16 protein-coding genes are annotated in these 18,857 nt (G+C 70.3%); 6 read left to right on the top strand and 10 right to left on the bottom strand.

All coding sequences use genetic code 11. The annotated features are described in order from the left end of the window. The 3 genes from BB334_RS01395 to BB334_RS01385 form a co-directional block, all read right to left on the bottom strand. Window positions 1–1,172, bottom strand: a 1,172-nt coding sequence (locus BB334_RS01395; RefSeq protein WP_068804384.1) for a phosphomannomutase/phosphoglucomutase, incomplete at its 3' end; no start/stop codon positions are given. Between the two features lie 169 nt (window positions 1,173–1,341). Continuing rightward, window positions 1,342–1,542, bottom strand: a complete 201-nt coding sequence (locus BB334_RS01390) for a zinc-finger domain-containing protein (protein WP_068803594.1) — start codon at window positions 1,540–1,542, stop codon at window positions 1,342–1,344. 23 nt (window positions 1,543–1,565) lie between these two features. Then, window positions 1,566–2,486, bottom strand: a complete 921-nt coding sequence (locus tag BB334_RS01385; RefSeq protein ID WP_068803592.1) for a branched-chain amino acid transaminase — start codon at window positions 2,484–2,486, stop codon at window positions 1,566–1,568. Window positions 2,487–2,647: 161 nt separating this feature from the next. Here BB334_RS01385 and BB334_RS01380 point away from each other — a divergent pair, with 161 nt between their 5' ends. From BB334_RS01380 to mnmA, 3 genes are read left to right on the top strand one after another with little or no spacing between them, the layout of a single operon-like run. Further along, on the top strand, window positions 2,648–3,103 hold the full coding sequence (locus BB334_RS01380) for an NUDIX hydrolase (protein WP_068803591.1): 456 nt from the start codon (window positions 2,648–2,650) through the stop codon (window positions 3,101–3,103). Beyond that, window positions 3,100–3,693, top strand: coding sequence for a hypothetical protein (locus tag BB334_RS01375; protein ID WP_408646413.1), 594 nt, complete (start codon window positions 3,100–3,102; stop codon window positions 3,691–3,693). Before BB334_RS01380 ends, BB334_RS01375 begins: the two co-directional genes overlap by 4 nt. Window positions 3,694–3,709: 16 nt before the next feature. After that, window positions 3,710–4,807, top strand: a complete 1,098-nt coding sequence (gene mnmA, locus BB334_RS01370; RefSeq protein ID WP_068803589.1) for a tRNA 2-thiouridine(34) synthase MnmA — start codon at window positions 3,710–3,712, stop codon at window positions 4,805–4,807. A 15-nt stretch (window positions 4,808–4,822) separates the two neighbouring features. Here the strand turns inward: mnmA and BB334_RS01365 are convergent, their stop codons facing one another. The 5 genes from BB334_RS01365 to glnE all read right to left on the bottom strand — a co-directional run bounded on the left by BB334_RS01365 (window position 4,823) and on the right by glnE (window position 11,381). Beyond that, on the bottom strand, window positions 4,823–5,761 hold the full coding sequence (locus BB334_RS01365) for a hypothetical protein (RefSeq protein WP_068803587.1): 939 nt from the start codon (window positions 5,759–5,761) through the stop codon (window positions 4,823–4,825). 70 nt (window positions 5,762–5,831) lie between these two features. Continuing rightward, window positions 5,832–6,407, bottom strand: coding sequence for a DUF2062 domain-containing protein (locus BB334_RS01360; RefSeq protein WP_068803586.1), 576 nt, complete (start codon window positions 6,405–6,407; stop codon window positions 5,832–5,834). Window positions 6,408–6,569: 162 nt separating this feature from the next. Next, window positions 6,570–7,022, bottom strand: coding sequence for a SixA phosphatase family protein (locus BB334_RS01355; RefSeq protein WP_068803584.1), 453 nt, complete (start codon window positions 7,020–7,022; stop codon window positions 6,570–6,572). 68 nt (window positions 7,023–7,090) lie between these two features. Then, window positions 7,091–8,596 (bottom strand): CYTH and CHAD domain-containing protein, encoded by a 1,506-nt coding sequence (locus BB334_RS01350; protein WP_068803582.1) that lies wholly within the window; start codon window positions 8,594–8,596, stop codon window positions 7,091–7,093. Between the two features lie 91 nt (window positions 8,597–8,687). Continuing rightward, entirely contained in the window at window positions 8,688–11,381 is a 2,694-nt protein-coding gene (glnE, locus tag BB334_RS01345; RefSeq protein ID WP_068803580.1) for a bifunctional [glutamate--ammonia ligase]-adenylyl-L-tyrosine phosphorylase/[glutamate--ammonia-ligase] adenylyltransferase, read from the bottom strand. 241 nt (window positions 11,382–11,622) lie between these two features. On the opposite strand from glnE, the gene BB334_RS01340 reads away from it, so the two are divergent. The 3 genes from BB334_RS01340 (at window position 11,623) to tldD (ending at window position 17,788) form a co-directional block, all read left to right on the top strand. After that, window positions 11,623–15,426 (top strand): YhdP family protein, encoded by a 3,804-nt coding sequence (locus BB334_RS01340; RefSeq protein WP_083200223.1) that lies wholly within the window; start codon window positions 11,623–11,625, stop codon window positions 15,424–15,426. Between the two features lie 17 nt (window positions 15,427–15,443). Continuing rightward, window positions 15,444–16,274 carry a carbon-nitrogen hydrolase family protein gene (locus tag BB334_RS01335; RefSeq protein WP_068803576.1) on the top strand — a complete coding sequence of 277 codons (831 nt, stop codon included), beginning with the start codon at window positions 15,444–15,446 and terminating at the stop codon, window positions 16,272–16,274. 68 nt (window positions 16,275–16,342) lie between these two features. After that, the gene (gene tldD, locus BB334_RS01330; RefSeq protein ID WP_068803574.1) at window positions 16,343–17,788 is read left to right on the top strand and encodes a metalloprotease TldD; all 1,446 of its coding nucleotides are present in this window, start codon (window positions 16,343–16,345) and stop codon (window positions 17,786–17,788) included. On the opposite strand, the gene BB334_RS01325 is transcribed toward tldD, so the two are convergent. Both BB334_RS01325 and BB334_RS01320 read right to left on the bottom strand, forming a co-directional pair. Further along, window positions 17,740–17,940, bottom strand: coding sequence for a hypothetical protein (locus tag BB334_RS01325; RefSeq protein ID WP_068803571.1), 201 nt, complete (start codon window positions 17,938–17,940; stop codon window positions 17,740–17,742). The two genes, tldD and BB334_RS01325, sit on opposite strands and share 49 nt — an antisense overlap. Window positions 17,941–18,068: 128 nt before the next feature. Further along, the gene (locus BB334_RS01320; protein ID WP_068803569.1) at window positions 18,069–18,716 is read right to left on the bottom strand and encodes a transglycosylase SLT domain-containing protein; all 648 of its coding nucleotides are present in this window, start codon (window positions 18,714–18,716) and stop codon (window positions 18,069–18,071) included. Between the last annotated feature and the right edge of the window lie 141 nt (window positions 18,717–18,857).

Here is an 18,857-nt window from a genome sequence, read left to right as displayed (position 1 = left end):
GCGACCAGCGCGAAGGGCTCGCCCTCGGCCATCTTCAGGTTGAGCTCCGGCGTGCTCACCGCGTCCGGCAGCGCCTTCAGCGCGGCATTGGCGTCGGAGCGCGCGGAGAGGATCTCGAGCAGGCGGGCGCCGGCGTAGAGGCCGTCGTCGAAGCCATACCAGCGCTCCTTGAAGAACATGTGGCCGCTCATCTCGCCGGCGAGCGGGGCGCCGGTCTCCTTGAGCTTGGCCTTCACCAGCGCATGCCCGGTGTTCCACATCGTCGGCCTGCCGCCGCGCTCACGGATCCAGGGCGCGAGATTGCGGGTGCATTTGACGTCGAAGATGATCTCGCCGCCCGGCACGCGGGTGAGCACGTCTTCGGCGAACAGCATCAGCTGGCGGTCGGGGAAGATGATCTCGCCGTCCTTGGTGACCACGCCGAGGCGGTCGCCGTCGCCGTCGAAGGCCAGCCCGAGCTCGGCGTCGGTATCGCGCAGGGCGCGGATCACGTCCTGCAGGTTCTCCGGCTTGGAGGGGTCCGGGTGGTGGTTGGGGAAGCCGCCATCGACCTCGCAGAACAGTTCGACCACCTCGCAGCCGAGGCGCCGGAAGAGTTCGGGTGCGATGCCACCGGCAACACCGTTGCCGCAGTCGAGGACGATCTTCATCGGACGGGCCAGTTTCACGTCGCCGACGATGCGCTCGACATAGGCGCCGGCGACGTCCGCGCTGCGCAGCGCCCCTGGCCGTTCTGCGCGCACGAGCTCGTCGTCGGCGATGCGGCGACGCAGGCCCTGGATCATGTCGCCGTACAGGGTCTGGCCGCCGAGCACCATCTTGAGGCCGTTGTAGTCGGGCGGGTTGTGGCTGCCGGTGACGGAGACGCAGGAGGCGCAGCCGAGTTGCTCGGCGGCGAAGTAGGTGATCGGCGTGGGTACGCAGCCGATGTCGACGACGTCCACGCCGGCTGCCCGGATGCCGTCGGCGAGCGCGCCGGCCAGCGCCGGGCCGGACAGGCGGCCGTCGCGACCGACGGCGATCTCGCGCTGGCCGCGCGCCACCGCCTCGGAGCCGAGCGCGTGGCCGATCGCGCGCACGGCCTCGGAGGTGAGCACGGTGTCGACGATGCCGCGGATGTCGTAGGCCTTGAAGATCTCGGGGGCGGGCAGGGCGTGGCGGGACGTGGTCATGACTATGTCGTGAAGTTGGGCGATGGGCGGATTATGCCGCAGTGCGGCTCGGCGCCCGCGCTCGCAATGCACACGCACGCGCCGCGGCCGCCAGCTGCTGCGGACCGGCCGCGGTGGGGCGAGAACGCCGACGCGGACGCCGAGCGGGACGCTCGCAACGCCGCGTCGTTCAGTGATGGCCCTTGGGCCGCTCGCCGGTGAACACGTAGTGCGCGCTGCAGTAAGGGCAGACCGCCTCGCCGGTCTTCAGCACGTCGAGGAAGACGCGCGGATGGCGCGCCCACAGCGGTGCGTCGGGCGGCGGGCAATGCAACGGCAGGTCCTTCGCGGACACCGCGACGGCTTGGGTCTTGTCGGTGTTTTCGACCATGTACGAATCCTCTCGGGCCGGAATCAGATGAAGGACAGCCAGTTCTCGTATTCCGGCGCCTTGCCGTTGACGATGTCGAAGAAGCGCGCCTGAAGCTTGGCGGTGATCGGGCCGCGCTTGCCGCTGCCGATGACGCGGTTATCGACCTCGCGGATCGGCGTGACTTCGGCGGCGGTGCCGGTGAAGAAGGCCTCGTCAGCGATGTAGAGGTCGTCGCGGGTGAGGCGGCGCGACTTGACCTCGTAGCCGAACTCGGCGGCGACGCGGATCACCGACTCGCGGGTGATGCCGGTGAGCGCGACCGCGACTTCGGGCTCGTAGATCACCCCGTCCTTGATCACGAACAGGTTCTCGCCCGAGCCCTCGGCGACGAACCCGTTGGTGTCGAGCAGCAGGGCCTCGTCGTAGCCGTCCTGGGTCGCCTCGAGGTTGGCGAGGATCGAGTTCGTGTAGGCGCCGCCGAGCTTGGCGCGCGGCATGGTGACGTTCACATGATGGCGGGCGAAGGACGAGACCTTGACGCGGATGCCGTTCTCGAGCGCTTCCTCGCCGAGGTAGGCGCCCCACGGCCAGGCCGCGATCGCCACGTGCACCGAGGCGCCGCGGGTGGACACGCCCATCTTCTCCGAGCCATAGAAGGCGATCGGGCGGATGTAGCAGGACTCGAGCTTATTGGCGCGCACCACCTCCTTCTGCGCCTCCATGAGTTCATCCTTCGAGTACGGGATGTCCATCATGTAGATCTTGCCGGAGTTGATCAGGCGCTGGGTGTGCTCGGCGAGGCGGAAAATCGCGGTGCCCTTGACGGTGTTGTACGCGCGAACGCCTTCGAAGACGGACAGGCCGTAGTGCAGCGAATGAGTCAGCACGTGCGTGGTCGCTTCGCGCCACGGAACGAGCTTGCCGTCTTTCCAGATGAAGCCGTCGCGGTCGGCCATGGACATGGTGGGATTCTCCAGTGCGATGAGGATTGTTCGGGGATCGCCCGGAGCCCCCGGGCGCAACCGGGGAATTCTAGCGCAAAGCCGGCCGTGCGTTGCGTCGTGCGCGGCCGCGCCGGCGCCAGGGGGTAGAATGGCGGCCATTTCGGAAACGGGAACGGGCCGTGAAGCCAAGAAGCTGGAAACCGAACGTGACGGTCGCCGCTGTCATCGAGCGCGACGGTCGCTTCCTGCTCGTCGAGGAGCATACGCCCCAGGGCCTGCAGCTGAACCAGCCCGCGGGCCACCTGGAGGAGGGCGAGTCGCTGCTCGAGGCCACGGTGCGCGAGACGCTCGAGGAGACCGCGCACGACTTCGTTCCCGACTACCTGGTCGGCATCTACCAGTGGCCGACCCCGGCGCGCGACATCACCTACCTGCGCTTCGCCTTCGGCGGCCGCCTCGGCGAGGAGATTGCCGGCCGCCGGCTGGACGACGGCATCGTGCGCGCGCTGTGGCTGACACCCGGGGAGGTGCGCGCCAGCACGGCGCGCCACCGCAGCCCACTGATCCTGCAGTGCGTCGAGGACTGGCTTTCCGGCCGGCGCTATCCGCTCGCGCTGATCCGGCACTACGCATGATGCGCAGGCTGTCGCTTTCCCTGCTGCTGGGCTGGGCCTGCACCGCCGCTGCGGTCGAGGGCGAGCGGGTGGCGTTGTGCTACAACTACGGCTGCCTGGCTGAGGCGGAGGTCCGCTTCGATGCCGCGGCGCTGGAGGCGATCGGCGCCGAACTGGGTGCGGCCGGCAGTGCGACGGAGGAGCGCGAGCTGTTGTCGCTCGCACTCGGCCGGCTTTACGCGATCGCCGGCACGCAGACGCCGGTGGGTGCCGACCGCGCGGGCAATTACCTCGATCTCGGGGTGCACGGGCGGATGGATTGCATCGACCACTCGACCTCCACCACGCGCATGCTGAGGCTGCTCGAGTCGCGCGGCTGGCTGCGCTTTCACCGCGTGGTCGAGCCGCAGCGGCGCACCCGATTCATCCTGCAGCACTTCAGTGCGGCGGTCGAGGAGATCCCGCCCGCCGAAGCGGGCGATGCAGCCGACGGGGCGGTAGCGGTCCCGGTTCGCTATGCGATCGACAGCTGGTTCGTGAACAATGGCGAGGCGGCGGTCGTGCTGCCGCTCGCCGAATGGCTTGATGGAGGTGGACCGAATGTCCAGTAAGCAGGACCCGAACGGGATGAAGGTGGTCGTCGGCATGTCCGGCGGGGTGGATTCGTCGGTGACCGCGCTGCTCCTGAAGCAGCAGGGCTACGAGGTGACCGGGCTGTTCATGAAGAACTGGGAGGATGACGACGACGCCGAGTACTGCTCCTCGCGGCAGGACCTGGTGGACGTCGCCTCGGTGTGCGACGTGATCGGCATCGAGCTCGAGGTGGTGAACTTCAGCAAGGAGTACAAGGACCGCGTGTTCGCCGACTTCCTGCGCGAATACGAGGCCGGCCGTACGCCCAACCCGGACGTGCTGTGCAACTCCGAGATCAAGTTCCGCTGCTTCCTCGACCACGCCATGCAGCTCGGCGCTGACCGCATCGCCACCGGCCACTACGCCCAGGTGCGCGAATGGCACAACGACGGCCGTACCGACTACCAGCTGCTGAAGGCCGAGGACGGCACCAAGGATCAGAGCTACTTCCTCTACCGTCTGAACCAGGCGCAGCTGGCGAAGACGATGTTCCCGCTCGGCGCGCTGTACAAGCGCGAGGTGCGCAGGATCGCCGAACAGGCCGGGCTCCACGTGGCCACCAAGAAAGATTCCACCGGCATCTGCTTCATCGGCGAGCGTCCGTTCCGCGAATTCCTGATGCGCTACCTGCCCACGAAGCCGGGCGAGATCCGCTCGCTCGACGACGATCGCGTGCTCGGCGAGCACCAGGGCCTGATGTACCACACGATCGGTCAGCGCAAGGGCCTGCACATCGGCGGCATCAAGGGCCAGCAGGACGAGGCCGGCGAGCACGAGGCCTGGTACGTGGCGGCCAAGGACGTCAAGGCGAACGTGGTGTACGTGGTGCAGGGCCACGAGCATCCGGCGCTGCTGAAGGACCGTCTGGTGGCGACCGACCTCAACTGGATCGCGGGACGCGATCCCCATACCAACTGGGTCTACACCGCCAAGCCGCGCTACCGGACGCCCGATCAGCCATGCGAGATCGACTCGATCGTGGACGGCCGTGCCGAGATCGCGTTCGCCCAGCCGCAGTGGGCACTCACGCCGGGACAGAGCGTGGTGGTCTACGAGTCGAAGGTCTGTCTCGGCGGCGGCATCATCGTCTGATGCGCGGCGCCGGCCTCAGCTGTCCGGTCGGGCTGCGGACGGCAGGCTGGCGGCGTGGAGCTGGCCGGCGAAATAGCGGCAGCGGTCGAGGTATTCGGCCGTGCTCTTGGGCATCGGCACCCGCGCGCGGGTGATGTAGGTCAGCAGGTCGCGGCCCTGGAGGATCAGCCGGTGGCCGTCGACCGCCAGCTGGCGCATGTGCTCGGGTGCGGCCGGCGGCAGCTGCGGCGCGAAGGCGGCGAGCTGCTCGGCGATGACGACGAAGTCCGCCCACACGTCGAAGATCTCCGGGTCGGTGCGCAGGGTTTCGCTCTTGACCTGGGCGATCTCGCCGAACCTCTCGATCAGCGGTGCCACCCCCTCGAACAGCGGGCCGGCGGCGAAGGTCGCGACCATCGTCCCGGTGATGTGCTCGATCGCCTCCAGGGTCTGCGCGATCTTGATGTATCGGCTTTCGTAGAAGGCCTCCACCGGGATCGAGAAGGCGCGGAAGGGTTCGCCCCACAGCTCGTCGATGCCTTCTTCGCCGCTGCGGTGCAGAACGAGCCTGCCGAGCTCGAGCGCCTCCTGAAGGCAAAAGCCGCATTCGCGCATCAGCGCATTGTCGGTGTCGATCTCGACGCCGTGTTCCTGCAGTTCGACCAGCTTGGTGAAGATGTCGCTCGCCCGGTTGAACAGGGTGCCGGCGAGCATCGCGCCCTTGACCCGCTTGCGTGCCGGATCCTGCTCGGTCTCGTACGAGGCGCGCGCCTCGGCGAGCCGCTTGCCGGGGATATTGATCCCGTGTTCGACGTGGTTGAACAGGCGGCGCGTCAGCGCCTGGATCAGGATCTTCTTGGTCTGCAGCGAATCGGCCGGCGGGTCGTAGTACTTGAGCCAGTAGCCGTCGTAATGGATGCGCCGCACGCCGTCGATGAGCGCGATCGTGCCGTTGGGGGTGATGTCCTTCGTCATGTGATTTCCCGGGGGGATGTCCGGATCCCGCGAAATCGCCTTGTCCGTGACCTGCCGGCCGTCGTCGCGATCACGACGGCGTGCCGAGCGGGGCCTGTCCGGCGCGCGCGCGGAGCATGCGCGCGTGCAACTGGCGCCGCCGCTTGTCCAGGATCTTCATGCGCCAGCCGAACTGCGCGAGCCCATAGCCGAGCGCCGCCCCGCTCACCGCCATCAGCAGCATCCCGAGCAGGAGGGGCTGGCCGATGCCGCTGACCCATTGCCAGACATAGGCAGACCATTCGACGAAGCCCTCCGGCGGGATGAAATCGGCACCGCTACGGGCCGGGAGCGCGGGTGCGCCGATCAGGCGGGCGCCGAGACGATAGGCGAAGTAGTAAAGCGGGCCGTAGGTGAAGGGATTGCTGACCAGGGTCGCGACTGCGGCGACCCACACGTTCGCGCGCAGCAAGAGTGACATCAGGGCGGCAAGGGGGATCTGCGCGAGCGGGACGAGCAGGCCGCAGAAGGCGCCGATCGCCACCGCGCGGGTGAAAGCCCGCCGGTTGAGGTGCCACAGGGAAGGGTCATGGATCCGCGGCCCGAACCACCGCAGCAGGCGGTTGTGCTTGATGCTGTCCAGCGAGGGAATGAAGCGTCGGAGCATTTCGCGGTCTCGATCCAAGTCACCATCTTCACGCAAGCCGCCCGAAAGCACAATCTGCGCAGGCTCATGGCGTAGCGCCGATCGTGATGCTCGGGTGGCGAATTGTAGAGGTTCCGACCGTGGAGTGCGGAAGGAATTCCGCGCCGCGTCCGCGTCAGGTGCTCAGGCCAGGTCCGCGGGGATGACCGCGCGCAGCACGGTCTGGGTTTCGCCGTTGCGGACCCGGTTGGTGAACCACCAGAGCGCGCCCTTCTTGATCGTCCAATCGGCCTCCTGGCCCGACAGCAGCAGGGCGGCGAGGCGGCCGAGCGGTGGCTGGTGGCCGACGATCATTACGGCGCCGCCGCCATCCGGCCAGCCGGTGGCGCCGAGCAGATCGGCGACGCCGTGATCGGGCGACAGCGTATCGACGACCTCGAAGTCGTCGGTGAAGGCGGCGACGGTCTGGCGCGTGCGCATGGTCGGGCTCGCCAGTACGCGCAGGCGCTTGGGTTTGCGCGCCTTGAGCCAGGCGGCGACCGCCTCCGCCTGCCTGTGGCCGCGGGCGGTGAGCTCGCGGGCGTGGTCCGGAATGCCGTCGACCGCTTCGGCGTGGCGCCAGAGCAGAAGATCCATTTGCGTCTCCTTCGAATCGAAGGCCGGCATTGTGAGGACCCCAGGTTGCAACGGCATGTCAGGCATGTTCACCATGGCGTTGTCCCCCACAGGAGCGGCTTGCAGTCGCGCAGCACGCTCTGCCGCAGCGAGGCGTAGCGCGGCGCGTGCCAGCCGAGCACGAAGAAGGTGGCAGCCCGCAGGTCGGCGTCGTCGCCCGACCAGTCCGTGAAGCGCAGGCGGGCGATGTCGAGATCCTGCAGGAACCCGAGCGTGCCCTGCGCCGCCACCAGCTTCTTCTGGTAGCGCGCGATCGGCTTGGGCGGGAACAGCGGGGCGAGGAATTCGATGCCGTAGCGCAGCTGCTTGAAGGCGATCCGCAGCGCGTGCAGGCGGGTTGGCGCGAGCTCGCGCGCGGCCTTGTACGCGCGCCGGCCGCGCTTGCGCAGGCGCCCGAGGCGCAGGCGGGCGAAGGTTTGCAGGTCGGCCGCAGCGACCAGGCTGTTGCTCTGCAAGCGCGTCAGCTCGGCGCTGAGCTCGAGTAGCAGCCGGCCCTGGGCGGCAGCGTCGAGCGCGTGTTCGGCGTCGAGACGGGCCTCTTCGCGGCGTGTGGCGGCGAACGCGAGCAGGCGGGCATGGAAGCGGGCGTCGTCGGCGAGCTCGTCGGCCACCACCGGTGCGAGCAGCTCGGTGTACAGCACGTCGAGGTCGCGCGCGTCGCCGAAGGCGTTGGCGTTGTCGCGCAGGCGGGCGTTCCAGCCGGTGACGAACTCGGCCGGCAGGGCGGGGGCGAAGATCTTCAGCAGCGAGCGCAGGCGACGCAGCGCCACCCGCAGCTGGTGAATGAACTCGGGCCCGTCGGCACCCTCGGCGATCGCGGCGACGTTGGCCTGCCACTGGCGCACGCAGGCGAAGGCGAGTTCGCGGAAGGCGTCGACCACGTCGTCGCCGGGGGCGATCGCCGAGGCCTCGGCCTTCGCCGCGGTCAGCGGCAGGTCGAGGAAGAGGCGGTAGCCGCGCGCCGCCTTCGATTCGTCGGCGGGCAGAAGCGGCAGGTCTTCGGCCAGCGTGCATGCGAGTTCGAGCAGATCCAGCGGCTCGCCCGCTTCGAGTTCGAGTTCGAGTTCGCAGATCGGCTGCGTGCGCTCGCCGACGACGATGCTGCCATGGTCGATCATGAGCAGGATGCTGACGCCTTCGCGCGGCCGGCAGCGGCGCGTCTCGCGGCGGAAGCGGGTGGTGAACACCGGCACCAGGCGCTCGGCGTGGCGCGCGAGCAGGCGGGCGACCTCGGGGGCGTCCACCATGGAAAAGTCGAAGGCCTCGGCGTACGGCGCCTCCCACTCGGGGCGGGCCGACAGACCACCGCTCGACACCGCCGCGCACTTTACCGTCTGCAGCCACCGCCGGCCCTGGCGGCGGGTGCGCACCGCTACCCGGCGCGCCTTGAGCTCGAGTTCGGGGGTGTCGTAATAGGTGTTGTCGAGGGTGACCGCGTTGCCGAGCTTGACGGCTTCAGCCACCACGGGATGGCGGCGCAGCGCCGGCAGCGCGCGCGCGGGCAGGCTCAATTTGAGTTCGACTTCCTGGCTCATGAAGACGGCATCTCCGGCCGATGGCACGCAAAGCCCGATTGTAGGCAGGGTCCGCGGCGGTGTCATGCACGCCGGGGAGGACGGAAATATTTCACTCGCCGAAAACGTCCCGCCACAGCGCCTGCACCGGGGCGCGCAAGGCCTCCACCTCGCCGGGCGCGACCCGCGAAGGCCGGTCGTTGAGCCGCTGGCGGTGCTGTAGCGCGCGTAGCGTGCGGTAACTGTCGGCGCAGGCCGCGGCGAGCCCGTCCGGTATCAGGCCGAGGCCGGCGGCCATGTGCAGCAGGGCGATGTTCCCGAGGTTGCCGGTGAGACTGGGGTGGGCGTGTGCGTGGCCGAGTACCAGGTACTGGATCATGAACTCGACGTCGATCAGGCCGCCGCGGTCGTGCTTGAGATCGAAAAGATCGCTCTTGCCGGCGTGGCTGTCGCGCATCTTCCTGCGCATCGCCAGGACCTCGGCGCGCAGCACGTCGAGCTCGCGCGGCAGGCGCAGGATCTCGATGCGGGTCCGCTCGAAAGCCTCGCCGATCTCGGGGGCGCCGGCGGAGAAGCGGGCGCGGGTGAGTGCCTGGTGTTCCCATACCCAGGCATTCTCGAGCTGGTACTTGCGGAAGGCTTCGAGCGAGCAGGCGATCAGCCCCGACTCGCCGTTGGGCCGCAGGCGCAGGTCGGTGTCGAACAGCTGGCCGGCCGCGGTCTGGCTCGACAGCCAGGTGTTGGTGCGCTGCGCCAGCCGGCAGTAGTTTTCCGGCGCCTCGGGCGCCTCGTCGTCGTAGAGATAGACGATGTCGAGATCGGAGGCGTAACCGAGCTCCTTGCCGCCGAGCTTGCCGTAGCTGATCACCGCGAACTTCGGATCTTCGCGATGGCGGTTGCGGATCTTGCGCCAGCACAGCGGCAGGCTGAGATCCAGCATGATGTCGGCGAGCGCCGAAAGGTGGTCGGCGAGCTTCTCCACCGTGAGCTGGCCGGCGATGTCGCGCGTCAGCAGCCGGAACACCTGGGCGTGGTGCTGCTCGCGCATCACGTCCATCTGGCGCTCCATGTCGGGCTCGAGCGCATCGAGCTCGCGTGCGAGTTCGCGCCGGAAGCGCACCCAGTCGGGGGTGGCGTCGGGGTCGTGCACATCGAGCAGCTCGTCGAGCAGGATCGGGTGGCGGGTCAGGTATTGCGCCGCCCAGCGCGAAGCCCCCACGAGGTCGGCGACACGCCCGATCGCGTGCGGATACTGCTGCAGCAGGGCGAGATAGGCACCGCGCCGGCTGATCGCCTCGAGCAGGTCGAGGCAGCGCGCCAGGGTCTCGTCGGCATTGGGGGTGGTGGCGGCGGCCTCGAGCACGCGCGGCATGAGGGCGTCGAAGCGGCTGCGGATGTTGTTCGGCATCTGCTGGTAGCGCGGCCCGGCGTGGATCACCGCCAGGCGTTCGGCCGCCGCGGCGGCGTCGCGGTAGCCGAGCCCGGCCAGCACCGGTGCCACCGCCTCGGGGTCGGCAGCCTGTGCCCAGGTGGCGTCGAGGCTGTGGTCCTCCTCCGAGGGGTCGCCGAACACGCTGTCGAAGTGGCGGCTCACCGCGGCGCGGTGGCGCTCGAGCGTCTCCATCAGGCCGGCCTCATCGGGGAAGCTCATCGCCTGCGCGATCAGCAGGCGATCCTCGGCGCTGGCGGGCAGGTCGTGGGTCTGTGCGTCGTCGAGGTACTGCAGCCGGTGCTCGAGCCGGCGCAGGAACGCGTAGGCCTCGCCGAGCTCGGCGACCGCCTCGGCCGACAGGATCCCGCGCTCGGCCAGCGCGCCGAGCACCTTCAGCGTCGGCCGGATCTGCAGGCCACTGTCGCGGCCGCCGCGGATCAGCTGGAAGACCTGGGCGATGAACTCGATCTCGCGGATGCCGCCGGGGCCGAGCTTGACGTTGTGGATGCGGTCGCGGCGGGAAACCTCGCGCCGGATCTGCGCGTGCAGCTCGCGCATCGCGTTGATCGCGCCGAAGTCGAGGTACTTGCGGAAGACGAAGGGGCGGGCGATCTGCTCGAGTTCGTGCCAGCGCTCGCCGGCGAGCACGCGCGCCTTGATCCAGGCGTAGCGCTCCCACTCGCGGCCCTGGGTGATGAAATAGTTCTCCAGCATGTCGAAGCTGGCCACCAGCGGGCCGGAGTCGCCGTTCGGCCGCAGCCGCATGTCCACGCGGAATACCTGGCCGTGCTCGGTGATCTCGGCGAGCGCCTGGATCAGCTGCTTGCCGAGGCGCTCGAAGAACTCGAAGTTGCTGATCACCTTGCGGCCGCCGGTGTCGCCGTCCTCGGGGTAGATGAAGATCAGGTCGATGTCGGAGGAGACGTTGAGCTCGCGGCCGCCGAGCTTGCCCATGCCGATCACCAGCAACTCCTGCTCCCAGCCGGTGGGCGACAAGGGCTGGCCGTAGCGCTCGACCAGGGCCGCGTGCAGCACGTCGTGGGCGTGGCGCACGGTGAGCTCGGCGAGCGTGGTCATCGTCTCGGTCACCTCGGCGAGCGGGGCGCCGCAGGCGAGGTCGCGCACGATCAGGTGGCAGAGCACCCAGGTACGCAGCTTGCGCAGTGCCGGGCGCAGGGCGAGCGCGGGATCGTCGGTGCCTTGCCGGGCGGCGATGAAGGCCGCCATCGCGTCGCTGCCGAGCGGTGCAGCGATGCTGGTGTCGAGCTGGGGTGCGAGCCAGGCATTGCAGTCCAGCATGCGCGAGAGATAGCGCGAGAAGCGGCGCGCCTGGGCGATCGGCGCGGCGAGGGGGGCGGAGTCATCGGGCGGCATGGGGGCTCTTCGGCTGGCTGGGCGGGAGCGCATTCGCGTCGCGGCGGGTGCGCGTTGATAGAATATCGCGGCCGCTTCATGCCGTGTCCGTTTGCCGCCGCGCCTTTGCGCCAGCCGGCGGGTGGGATGATTCCGGCCCGTTTCCCCGGCCCCCGGATTCATGACAGCCAGCCCGCAGCCCACCCCTTCCTCTCCGAACCCATCGCCACCGCCGACAGGTGTCGCCCCCGCGCGCCGCCCGATGCGCGGGCTCGTTCGCCTGCTGCTCGTCGCCTGGTTCATGCTGGGCGGCCTGGTACTGGTCGCGCGCGAACTGCTGTTGCCCGGCATCGGCGCCTTCCGCGAGGAGATCGCGGCGGCCGCCAGCGGCGCGCTCGGCCTGCCGGTGCGCATCGAAGCGATCGAGGGCGAGTGGCGCGGCCTGCGTCCCCGCCTGCGGGTCGCGGGCCTGGTCGTCGCCGATGCGCAGGGCCGTCCCGCGCTGCGCCTGCCGCAGGTGGAGGCGACGCTCGCCTGGCGCTCGCTGTTGCGGCCGAGTCCGGACTTCCACCGGCTGGAAATCGTCGCGCCCGAACTCGGCGTGCGCCGCGCGGCCGACGGCCGGGTGTTCGTCGCCGGACTCGCGCTGGGCGCGGCCGGGGAGCGCGGCGGCGGTCTCGACTGGCTGCTGCAGCAGCGCGAGCTCGTCGTGCGCGACGCGACGCTGGTCTGGCGCGACGAGCTGCGTGGCGCGCCCGATCTGCGCCTGGAGGCGGTCGCGTTCCGCTTCGAGCGCGGCCTGCTGAGGCACCGCTTCGCCCTTCACGCGCGCCCGCCGGCGGCGCTCGCTTCGCGTCTCGAGCTGCGCGGCGAGCTCGGTCGCCTCGACGTGACGCGCCCGCTGGAGTCGGTCGGCCGACTCCAGCTCGCACTCGAGCGCGCCGAACTCGGCGCCTGGGAGGTCTGGGTGGACTATCCGCTGCCACTGGCCGGCCGGGGCGGCGTGCGCGCCTGGGTCGAGCTCGACGGTGGCCGGACGAGCGCGATCACCGCCGACCTCGCCCTCGATGAGGTCCGCACCCGGCTCGCCCCCGAGCTGGCCGAACTCAGGCTCGACCGCCTCGACGGCCGACTGGCGGCGAGTCGTGGTCCGGACGGGCTCGATCTGTCGATCCGGGGGCTGCGCCTGGTTTCGGGCGACGGCCTGCACCTGGCACCGACCGACGTCAGCCTCGCGCTCGTCACCGGTGCGGACGCCGGCGGCCGCCTGCGCGCGACCCGGCTCGAGCTCGCGGCGCTTGCCGGGCTGGCGGCCCAGCTGCCGCTCCCCGCGGAGGTCCGCCGCCGGCTCGCGGCGTTCGCGCCGCAGGGTGAGGTCAGCGATCTGCGGCTCGAATGGCGGGGCGAGGCCGGCGCGCCGGCGGGGTGGAGCCTGGCGGGGCGCTTCACCGGTATCGGCCTCGCCGCCGAGGGCAGGCGGCCGGGGATGAGCGGGCTGTCGGGCGCGATCGAGGGCAACGAGCGCAGCGGCCGCTTCCGGCTCGACGGTCGCGACGTCGGTCTCGCACTGCCCGGCGTGTTCGCGGACGGACCGCTGACGTTCGCGAGTCTGCAGGCTACGGGCGGCTGGGAACGTCGTGAAGCGCAGCTGGAAGTCGTCGTTGATGCGCTCTCCTTCGACAACCCCGATGCCGCCGGCAGCGCCGCGGGCCGCTACCGGACGGAAACGGAAGGTGCGGGCGAGATCGAGCTGAAGGCGCAGCTCAGCCGCGCCGACGGCACCGCGGTGTGGCGCTATCTGCCGCGCGTGGTCAGTGAGCGCACCCAGAGTTGGGTACGCAAGGCCGTGCAGCATGCCCGTGTCGAGGGGGCGAGCCTGCAACTGCAGGGCCGGCTGGCGGACTTCCCCTTCCGCGACGGCAAGGGGCGCTTCGAGGTGGTCATCGGCCTGCGCGACGGCGTGCTCGACTACGCGCCGGGCTGGCCGGCAATAGAGGGCATCGACGGCGAGCTGCGTTTCGCCGGCCCGGGGTTGCGCGTCGAGGCCGAGCGCGCGCGCGTCTTCGGCGTCGCACTCGGCGGGGTGGTCGCCGACATTCCCGACCTCGACACCCGCCGCAGCGGATTGATGACGATCACCGGGCGTGCGCGCGGGCCGAGCACCGACTTTCTGCGCTTCATCGCCGAGAGCCCGCTCGCCGCTCGCATCGGCGCCCTGACCGATGCGCTGCAGGTCGAGGGCGAGGGCGAGCTCGCACTGCGCCTGGCGATGCCGCTGAAGGCATTGGCCGACACCGAGGTCCAGGGCGAGTACCGCTTCGCCGACAACCGGGTCGGCGTGCTCGCCCAGTTGCCGCCGATCGAGCGCGCCGCCGGGCGGGTGCGCTTCACCCGTAACGGTCTGTCGATCTCCGGGGCGCGCGGGCGCTGGTTCGGCGAGCCCCTGCGCCTGGCGGCGCGTACCGGCAGCGATGGCGCGCTGCGCTTCGAGGCCGAAGGCGGTGCGAAGGTGAAGGCGTTGCAGGCCGCCTTCGGCTGGCCCTGGCTCACCCGGCTTTCGGGCAGTACTGCGTGGCAGGGGACACTGCAGGTGCGCCGGGGCGGCTTCGCGCTGAGCCTGGAGGCGCCGCTCGAGGGCCTCGCCTCGAGCCTGCCCCATCCGCTCGCCAAGCGCGCGGAGGCGGCCTTGCCGCTCCGGCTGAAGCTCGCGAACGAGGGCGGCGACGCGCCGACGCGACTGGAGGTCTCGCTCGCGGAGCTGCTGCATGCGCGCCTCAGCCGAACCCCCTCGGACGGCGACGGCGCGGCGGCGATCGCCGGCGGCATCGGCATCGGCGAACCGGTGCGCGAGGCCGAACGCGGGGTGATGGTGGCGGCGAGGCTCGACGCGCTCGACGTCGATGCCTGGCGCCACGTGCTCGGCGCCCTAGACGACGAGGCCGAGGGCAAGGAGGAGGGGGGCGGTGCGAGCGCGCTGCCGCTCGCGGGCGTCGCCCTGCAGTGCGCGCGGCTTCACGTCTTCGGCCAGGACCTGGCCGCAGTTGACCTGCGCGCGGTCGCCGACGACGGTGGTTGGCGCGCGCGCCTGCGCAGCGACCGCGCCGACGGCGAGTTCGACTGGCGCAATGCGGGCGACGGCACGCTGCACGCGCGGTTTGCGCGACTCGAACTCGATGGCGGCGAGGGCGACAAGGCCGAGAGCGAGAGCGGGCAGGCGTCGCGTACCCCGCCGCGCCGCCTGCCCGGCCTGGACATCACCGCCGAACGCTTCGTGCTGCGCGAGCGCGAACTTGGCCGCCTCGAGCTGCTCGCGCGCAACCGCGGCGGGTTGTGGCGGCTCGAGCGCGTGCATCTGCGCAACGAGGACGGCCAGCTCGAGGCCAGCGGCCAGTGGCAGGCCTCCGGGCGCCAGCGCACGCGGCTCGATTTCCGCCTCGAGACGGCCGACATCGGCCGCTTCAGCCGCCGCCTCGGCTATCCCGACGCGGTGCGTGGCGGACACGCCACGCTCGGCGGCGAGCTCGAGTGGCGGGGCGCGCCGACCCGCATCGACTACCCGACGCTGGCCGGCACGATGCGCGTCGAAGCCGAGGCCGGGCAGTTCAACAAGCTCGAGCCGGGCGTCGGCCGCCTGCTCGGCGTGCTCAGCCTGCAGGCGCTGCCGCGCCGCATCACGCTCGACTTTCGCGATGTGTTTTCCGAGGGATTCGCCTTCGATCGCATTTCCGGTAGCATCGGCGTCGCCCGCGGCGTGCTGCGGACCGACGACCTCGAGATCCGGGGACCTGCCGCGCGCATCATGCTGGCCGGCAACGCCGATCTCGCGGCGGAGAGTCAGGACCTGCGGGTGCTGGTGCAGCCCACGCTGTCGGAGTCGATCGCGATCGGCGCGGCCGCCGGCCTCGTCAATCCGGTTGCCGGCGTCGTCACCTATCTCGCACAAAAGGTGCTCAGCGATCCGATCGAGCGCCTTTTCAGCTACGAGTACACGATCACCGGCAGCTGGAGCGACCCCCAGGTCGCCCGCAGCAATGCAGCCGCGCCGCCCGCAACGCCGCAGCGCTGATTCACCAGGGAGAAGGCATGAACGCAGAACGCAGGCCGGCGCAGACCGGTGCGATCCGGATCGCCGCGGTGCAGACCGTGTCGGGGCCGGAGGTCGACGAAAACCTGGCGGTCGCCGCCCGCCTCGTGGCCGAGGCCGCGGGTGCCGGCGCGCAGCTGGTGGCGCTGCCCGAGTACTTTCCGCTGCTCAGTCCGGACGAGACCGCCAAGGTTCGCCTGCGCGAGCAGCCGGGCGCCGGCAGGCTGCAGGACTTCCTGCGCGAGACCGCGCGCCGCAATCGCGTCTGTCTGGTCGGTGGCACCATCCCGCTGGTCACCGAGGACGAAGGCAAGGTGCGCAACACCACCCTGGTGTTCGACGCGGCCGGAGAACAAGTCGCACGCTACGACAAGATCCACCTGTTCGGCTTCCAGCGTGGTGGCGAGCGCTACGACGAGACGGCGACGATCGAGCCCGGCTCGGCGGTGGCGGTGTTCGATTCGCCGGCCGGCCGCACCGGGCTGTCGGTGTGTTACGACCTGCGTTTTCCCGAGCTGTTTCGCGCGATGGGCAGGGTCGACCTGATCGTGTTGCCGGCCGCCTTCACCTACACCACCGGCCGCGCGCACTGGGAAGTGCTGTTGCGCGCACGCGCGATCGAGAACCAGTGCTACGTGATGGCGCCCGCGCAGGGCGGCAGGCACCCCGGGGGACGCCGCACCTGGGGCCACACGATGATCGTTGACCCTTGGGGCGAGGTGCTCGCCTGCCGCGCGGAAGGCGAGGGCGTGGTGCTCGCCGATGTCGAGCCCGCGCGCATCGCCGCGGTACGCGAGAGCCTGCCCGCCCTCGGTCACCGCCGCCTTTAGGGCGGCCCGCCGAGATCGATTCCGCGCCCGCGCGGTCCAATTGCGCGGACGCAACAACCGGATACCCCATGAGCACGACCCGAAATGCACTCAAACTGGCCGACAAGTACCTGCTGTCGCCCCACGATCTCGGCACCGCGGAAATCGAGAAGGTGTTCCGCAAGCTGATGAAGCACGAACTCGACTATGCCGACCTCTACTTCCAGTATCAGCGCTCCGAGGCCTGGAGTCTGGAGGAGGGCATCGTCAAGTCGGGCAGCTTCGACATCGAGCAGGGCGTCGGCGTGCGTGCGATCAGCGGCGAGAAGACCGCCTTTGCCTATTCCGACGACATCAGCCTCGAGGCCCTCGTGAGCGCCGCCACGGCGACGCGCGCGATCGCCGATGCCGGCGGCCGCCGCCGGGTGGCGATCGCGCCCGCGAAAGCGGCGTCACGGCTGTATCGCAGCGATGATCCGCTCGATTCGCTCGACGACACCGCCAAGGTGAAGCTGCTCGAGCGCCTGGAAGGCTTCGCCCGGGCGGAGGATCCGCGTGTGAGCCAGGTGATGGCCCACATCGCCGGATCATGGGAGGTGGTGCTGGTGGCGCGTGCCGACGGTCACCTCGCCGCCGACGTCCGACCGCTGGTGCGGGTGTCGGTGACGGTGATCATGGAGGAGGCCGGCCGTCGCGAACAGGGCAGCGCGGGCGGCGGCGGCCGCTACGACTACGGCTTCTTCAGCGACGAGCGGTTGCACGAGTACGCCCGCGCCGCGGTGCACCAGGCGAGCGTCAACCTCGCTGCCGGACCCGCGCCGGCCGGGACCATGCCGGTGGTGCTCGGCCCGGGCTGGCCGGGCATCCTGCTGCACGAGGCGATCGGCCACGGCCTCGAGGGCGACTTCAACCGCAAGGGCAGCTCGGCCTTCTCCGGGCGCATCGGCCAGCAGGTGGCGGCGAGGGGAGTGACCGTGGTGGACGACGGCACCCTGCCGGATCGCCGTGGCTCGCTGTCGATCGACGACGAGGGCAATCCGACCGAGCGCACCGTGCTGATCGAGGACGGCATCCTCACCGGCTACATGCAGGACATGATGAACGCGCGCCTGATGGGCATGGCGCCCACGGGCAACGGCCGGCGCGAATCCTATGCGCACCTGCCGCTGCCGCGCATGACCAACACCTACATGCTGAACGGCGACAAGGACCCGGAGGAGATCATCCGCTCGGTGAAGAGGGGCCTCTACGCGGTGAACTTCGGCGGTGGCCAGGTGGATATCACCTCGGGCAAGTTCGTCTTCTCGACCGCCGAGGCCTACCTCATCGAGGACGGCAAGGTGACGCGGCCGGTGAAGGGGGCGACGCTGATCGGCCACGGCCCCGATGTGCTCACCCGGGTCGGCATGATCGGCAACGACATGGCGCTCGATCCGGGCGTCGGCACCTGCGGCAAGGATGGCCAGAGCGTGCCGGTCGGCGTCGGTCAGCCGACCCTGCGCATCGACGGTCTCACCGTGGGCGGCACCGGCTGAGCCTCGCGGCTGCGACCGCCGTGGTCGCGCTTCTCGGCGGATGCACGTTCGGTCACCTGGCGGGCGAGATCGGCGGCCCGCGCAGGGCTGGCGATCGAGAACGCGACCGCCGTGGTGGTGAGGATGGCGGCGATGGTCTGGCGGCTCGTCATGGGTACTCTCCTGTCTTCGGTCGTAGGAAGCGTCTGGCTTCCGATGGGCGACGGACGTGACGGAGTCTAGGGGGTGCGCAGGCCGCCGGCTGTGAGCAAGTGCAAGGCGATGTTGCCCTTCGCCGGGCTCAGTTCGCCGAGGCGGTCGCGTCGTTGGCGGCGAGCTGCTGCGCTTCCCAGCGCCAGTGCCGCTCCCAGGCGGTGCGCACCAGGTTCGGGTAGTGCGGCTTGCCGAGGCTGCCGTTGTAGCGGCCGAGGGCGCGGAAAAGGTTGCCCTTCTCGATGTCGACGTAGTGGCGCAGGATCGTGCAGCCATAGCGCAGATTGGTGCGCAGGTGGAACAGGTTGTCGTCCGGCCGCCCCATGACCTTCAGCCAGAAGGGCATCACCTGCATGTAGCCGCGCGCGCCCGCCGACGAGATCGCGTACTTGCGGAAGTTGCTCTCGACCTGGATCAGGCCGAGCACGAGCTGCGGGTCGAGGCCGGCGCGCGTGGCCTCGTAGTGGATCGTGGTCAGCAGTTCCTCGCGGTAGGCCGCGTCGGGAATGCGCTTCGCCAGCCGCGCCGACATCTCGGTCAGCCAGCGGGCGCGTTCGCCCGCCTGCGGAATCGGCAACGCCGGCGCGACGGCATCGCTGACCGCCTCATGTAGCGCGGCGCGCACGCTGGCCGCCATCGGCTCGTACTGCTGCGGGCCCGCCTGCGCGAGCGCGGGCGCGAGCGAGAGCGCGAATGCGGCCAGCGCGGCGCGCAGGTGTTGGGCCTTCAGCTGCATGCGGACGACGCTCAGGCCTGGCGCAGGCGGTCGAGCACGAAGCCGGCGGTGTCCGCGATCGCCACCTTGGAGGCCTCGGCATCGCGCCGGCCCTGGTATTCCGTCTGGCCCTCCTTCAGGCCGCGGTCGCCGATGGTGACG

The organism is Thauera phenolivorans, from assembly GCF_001696715.1.
GTDB lineage: Bacteria > Pseudomonadota > Gammaproteobacteria > Burkholderiales > Rhodocyclaceae > Thauera > Thauera phenolivorans.
The sequence above is the reverse complement of the archived record's forward strand: the minus strand, read 5'-3'. Positions and strand labels throughout refer to the sequence as shown.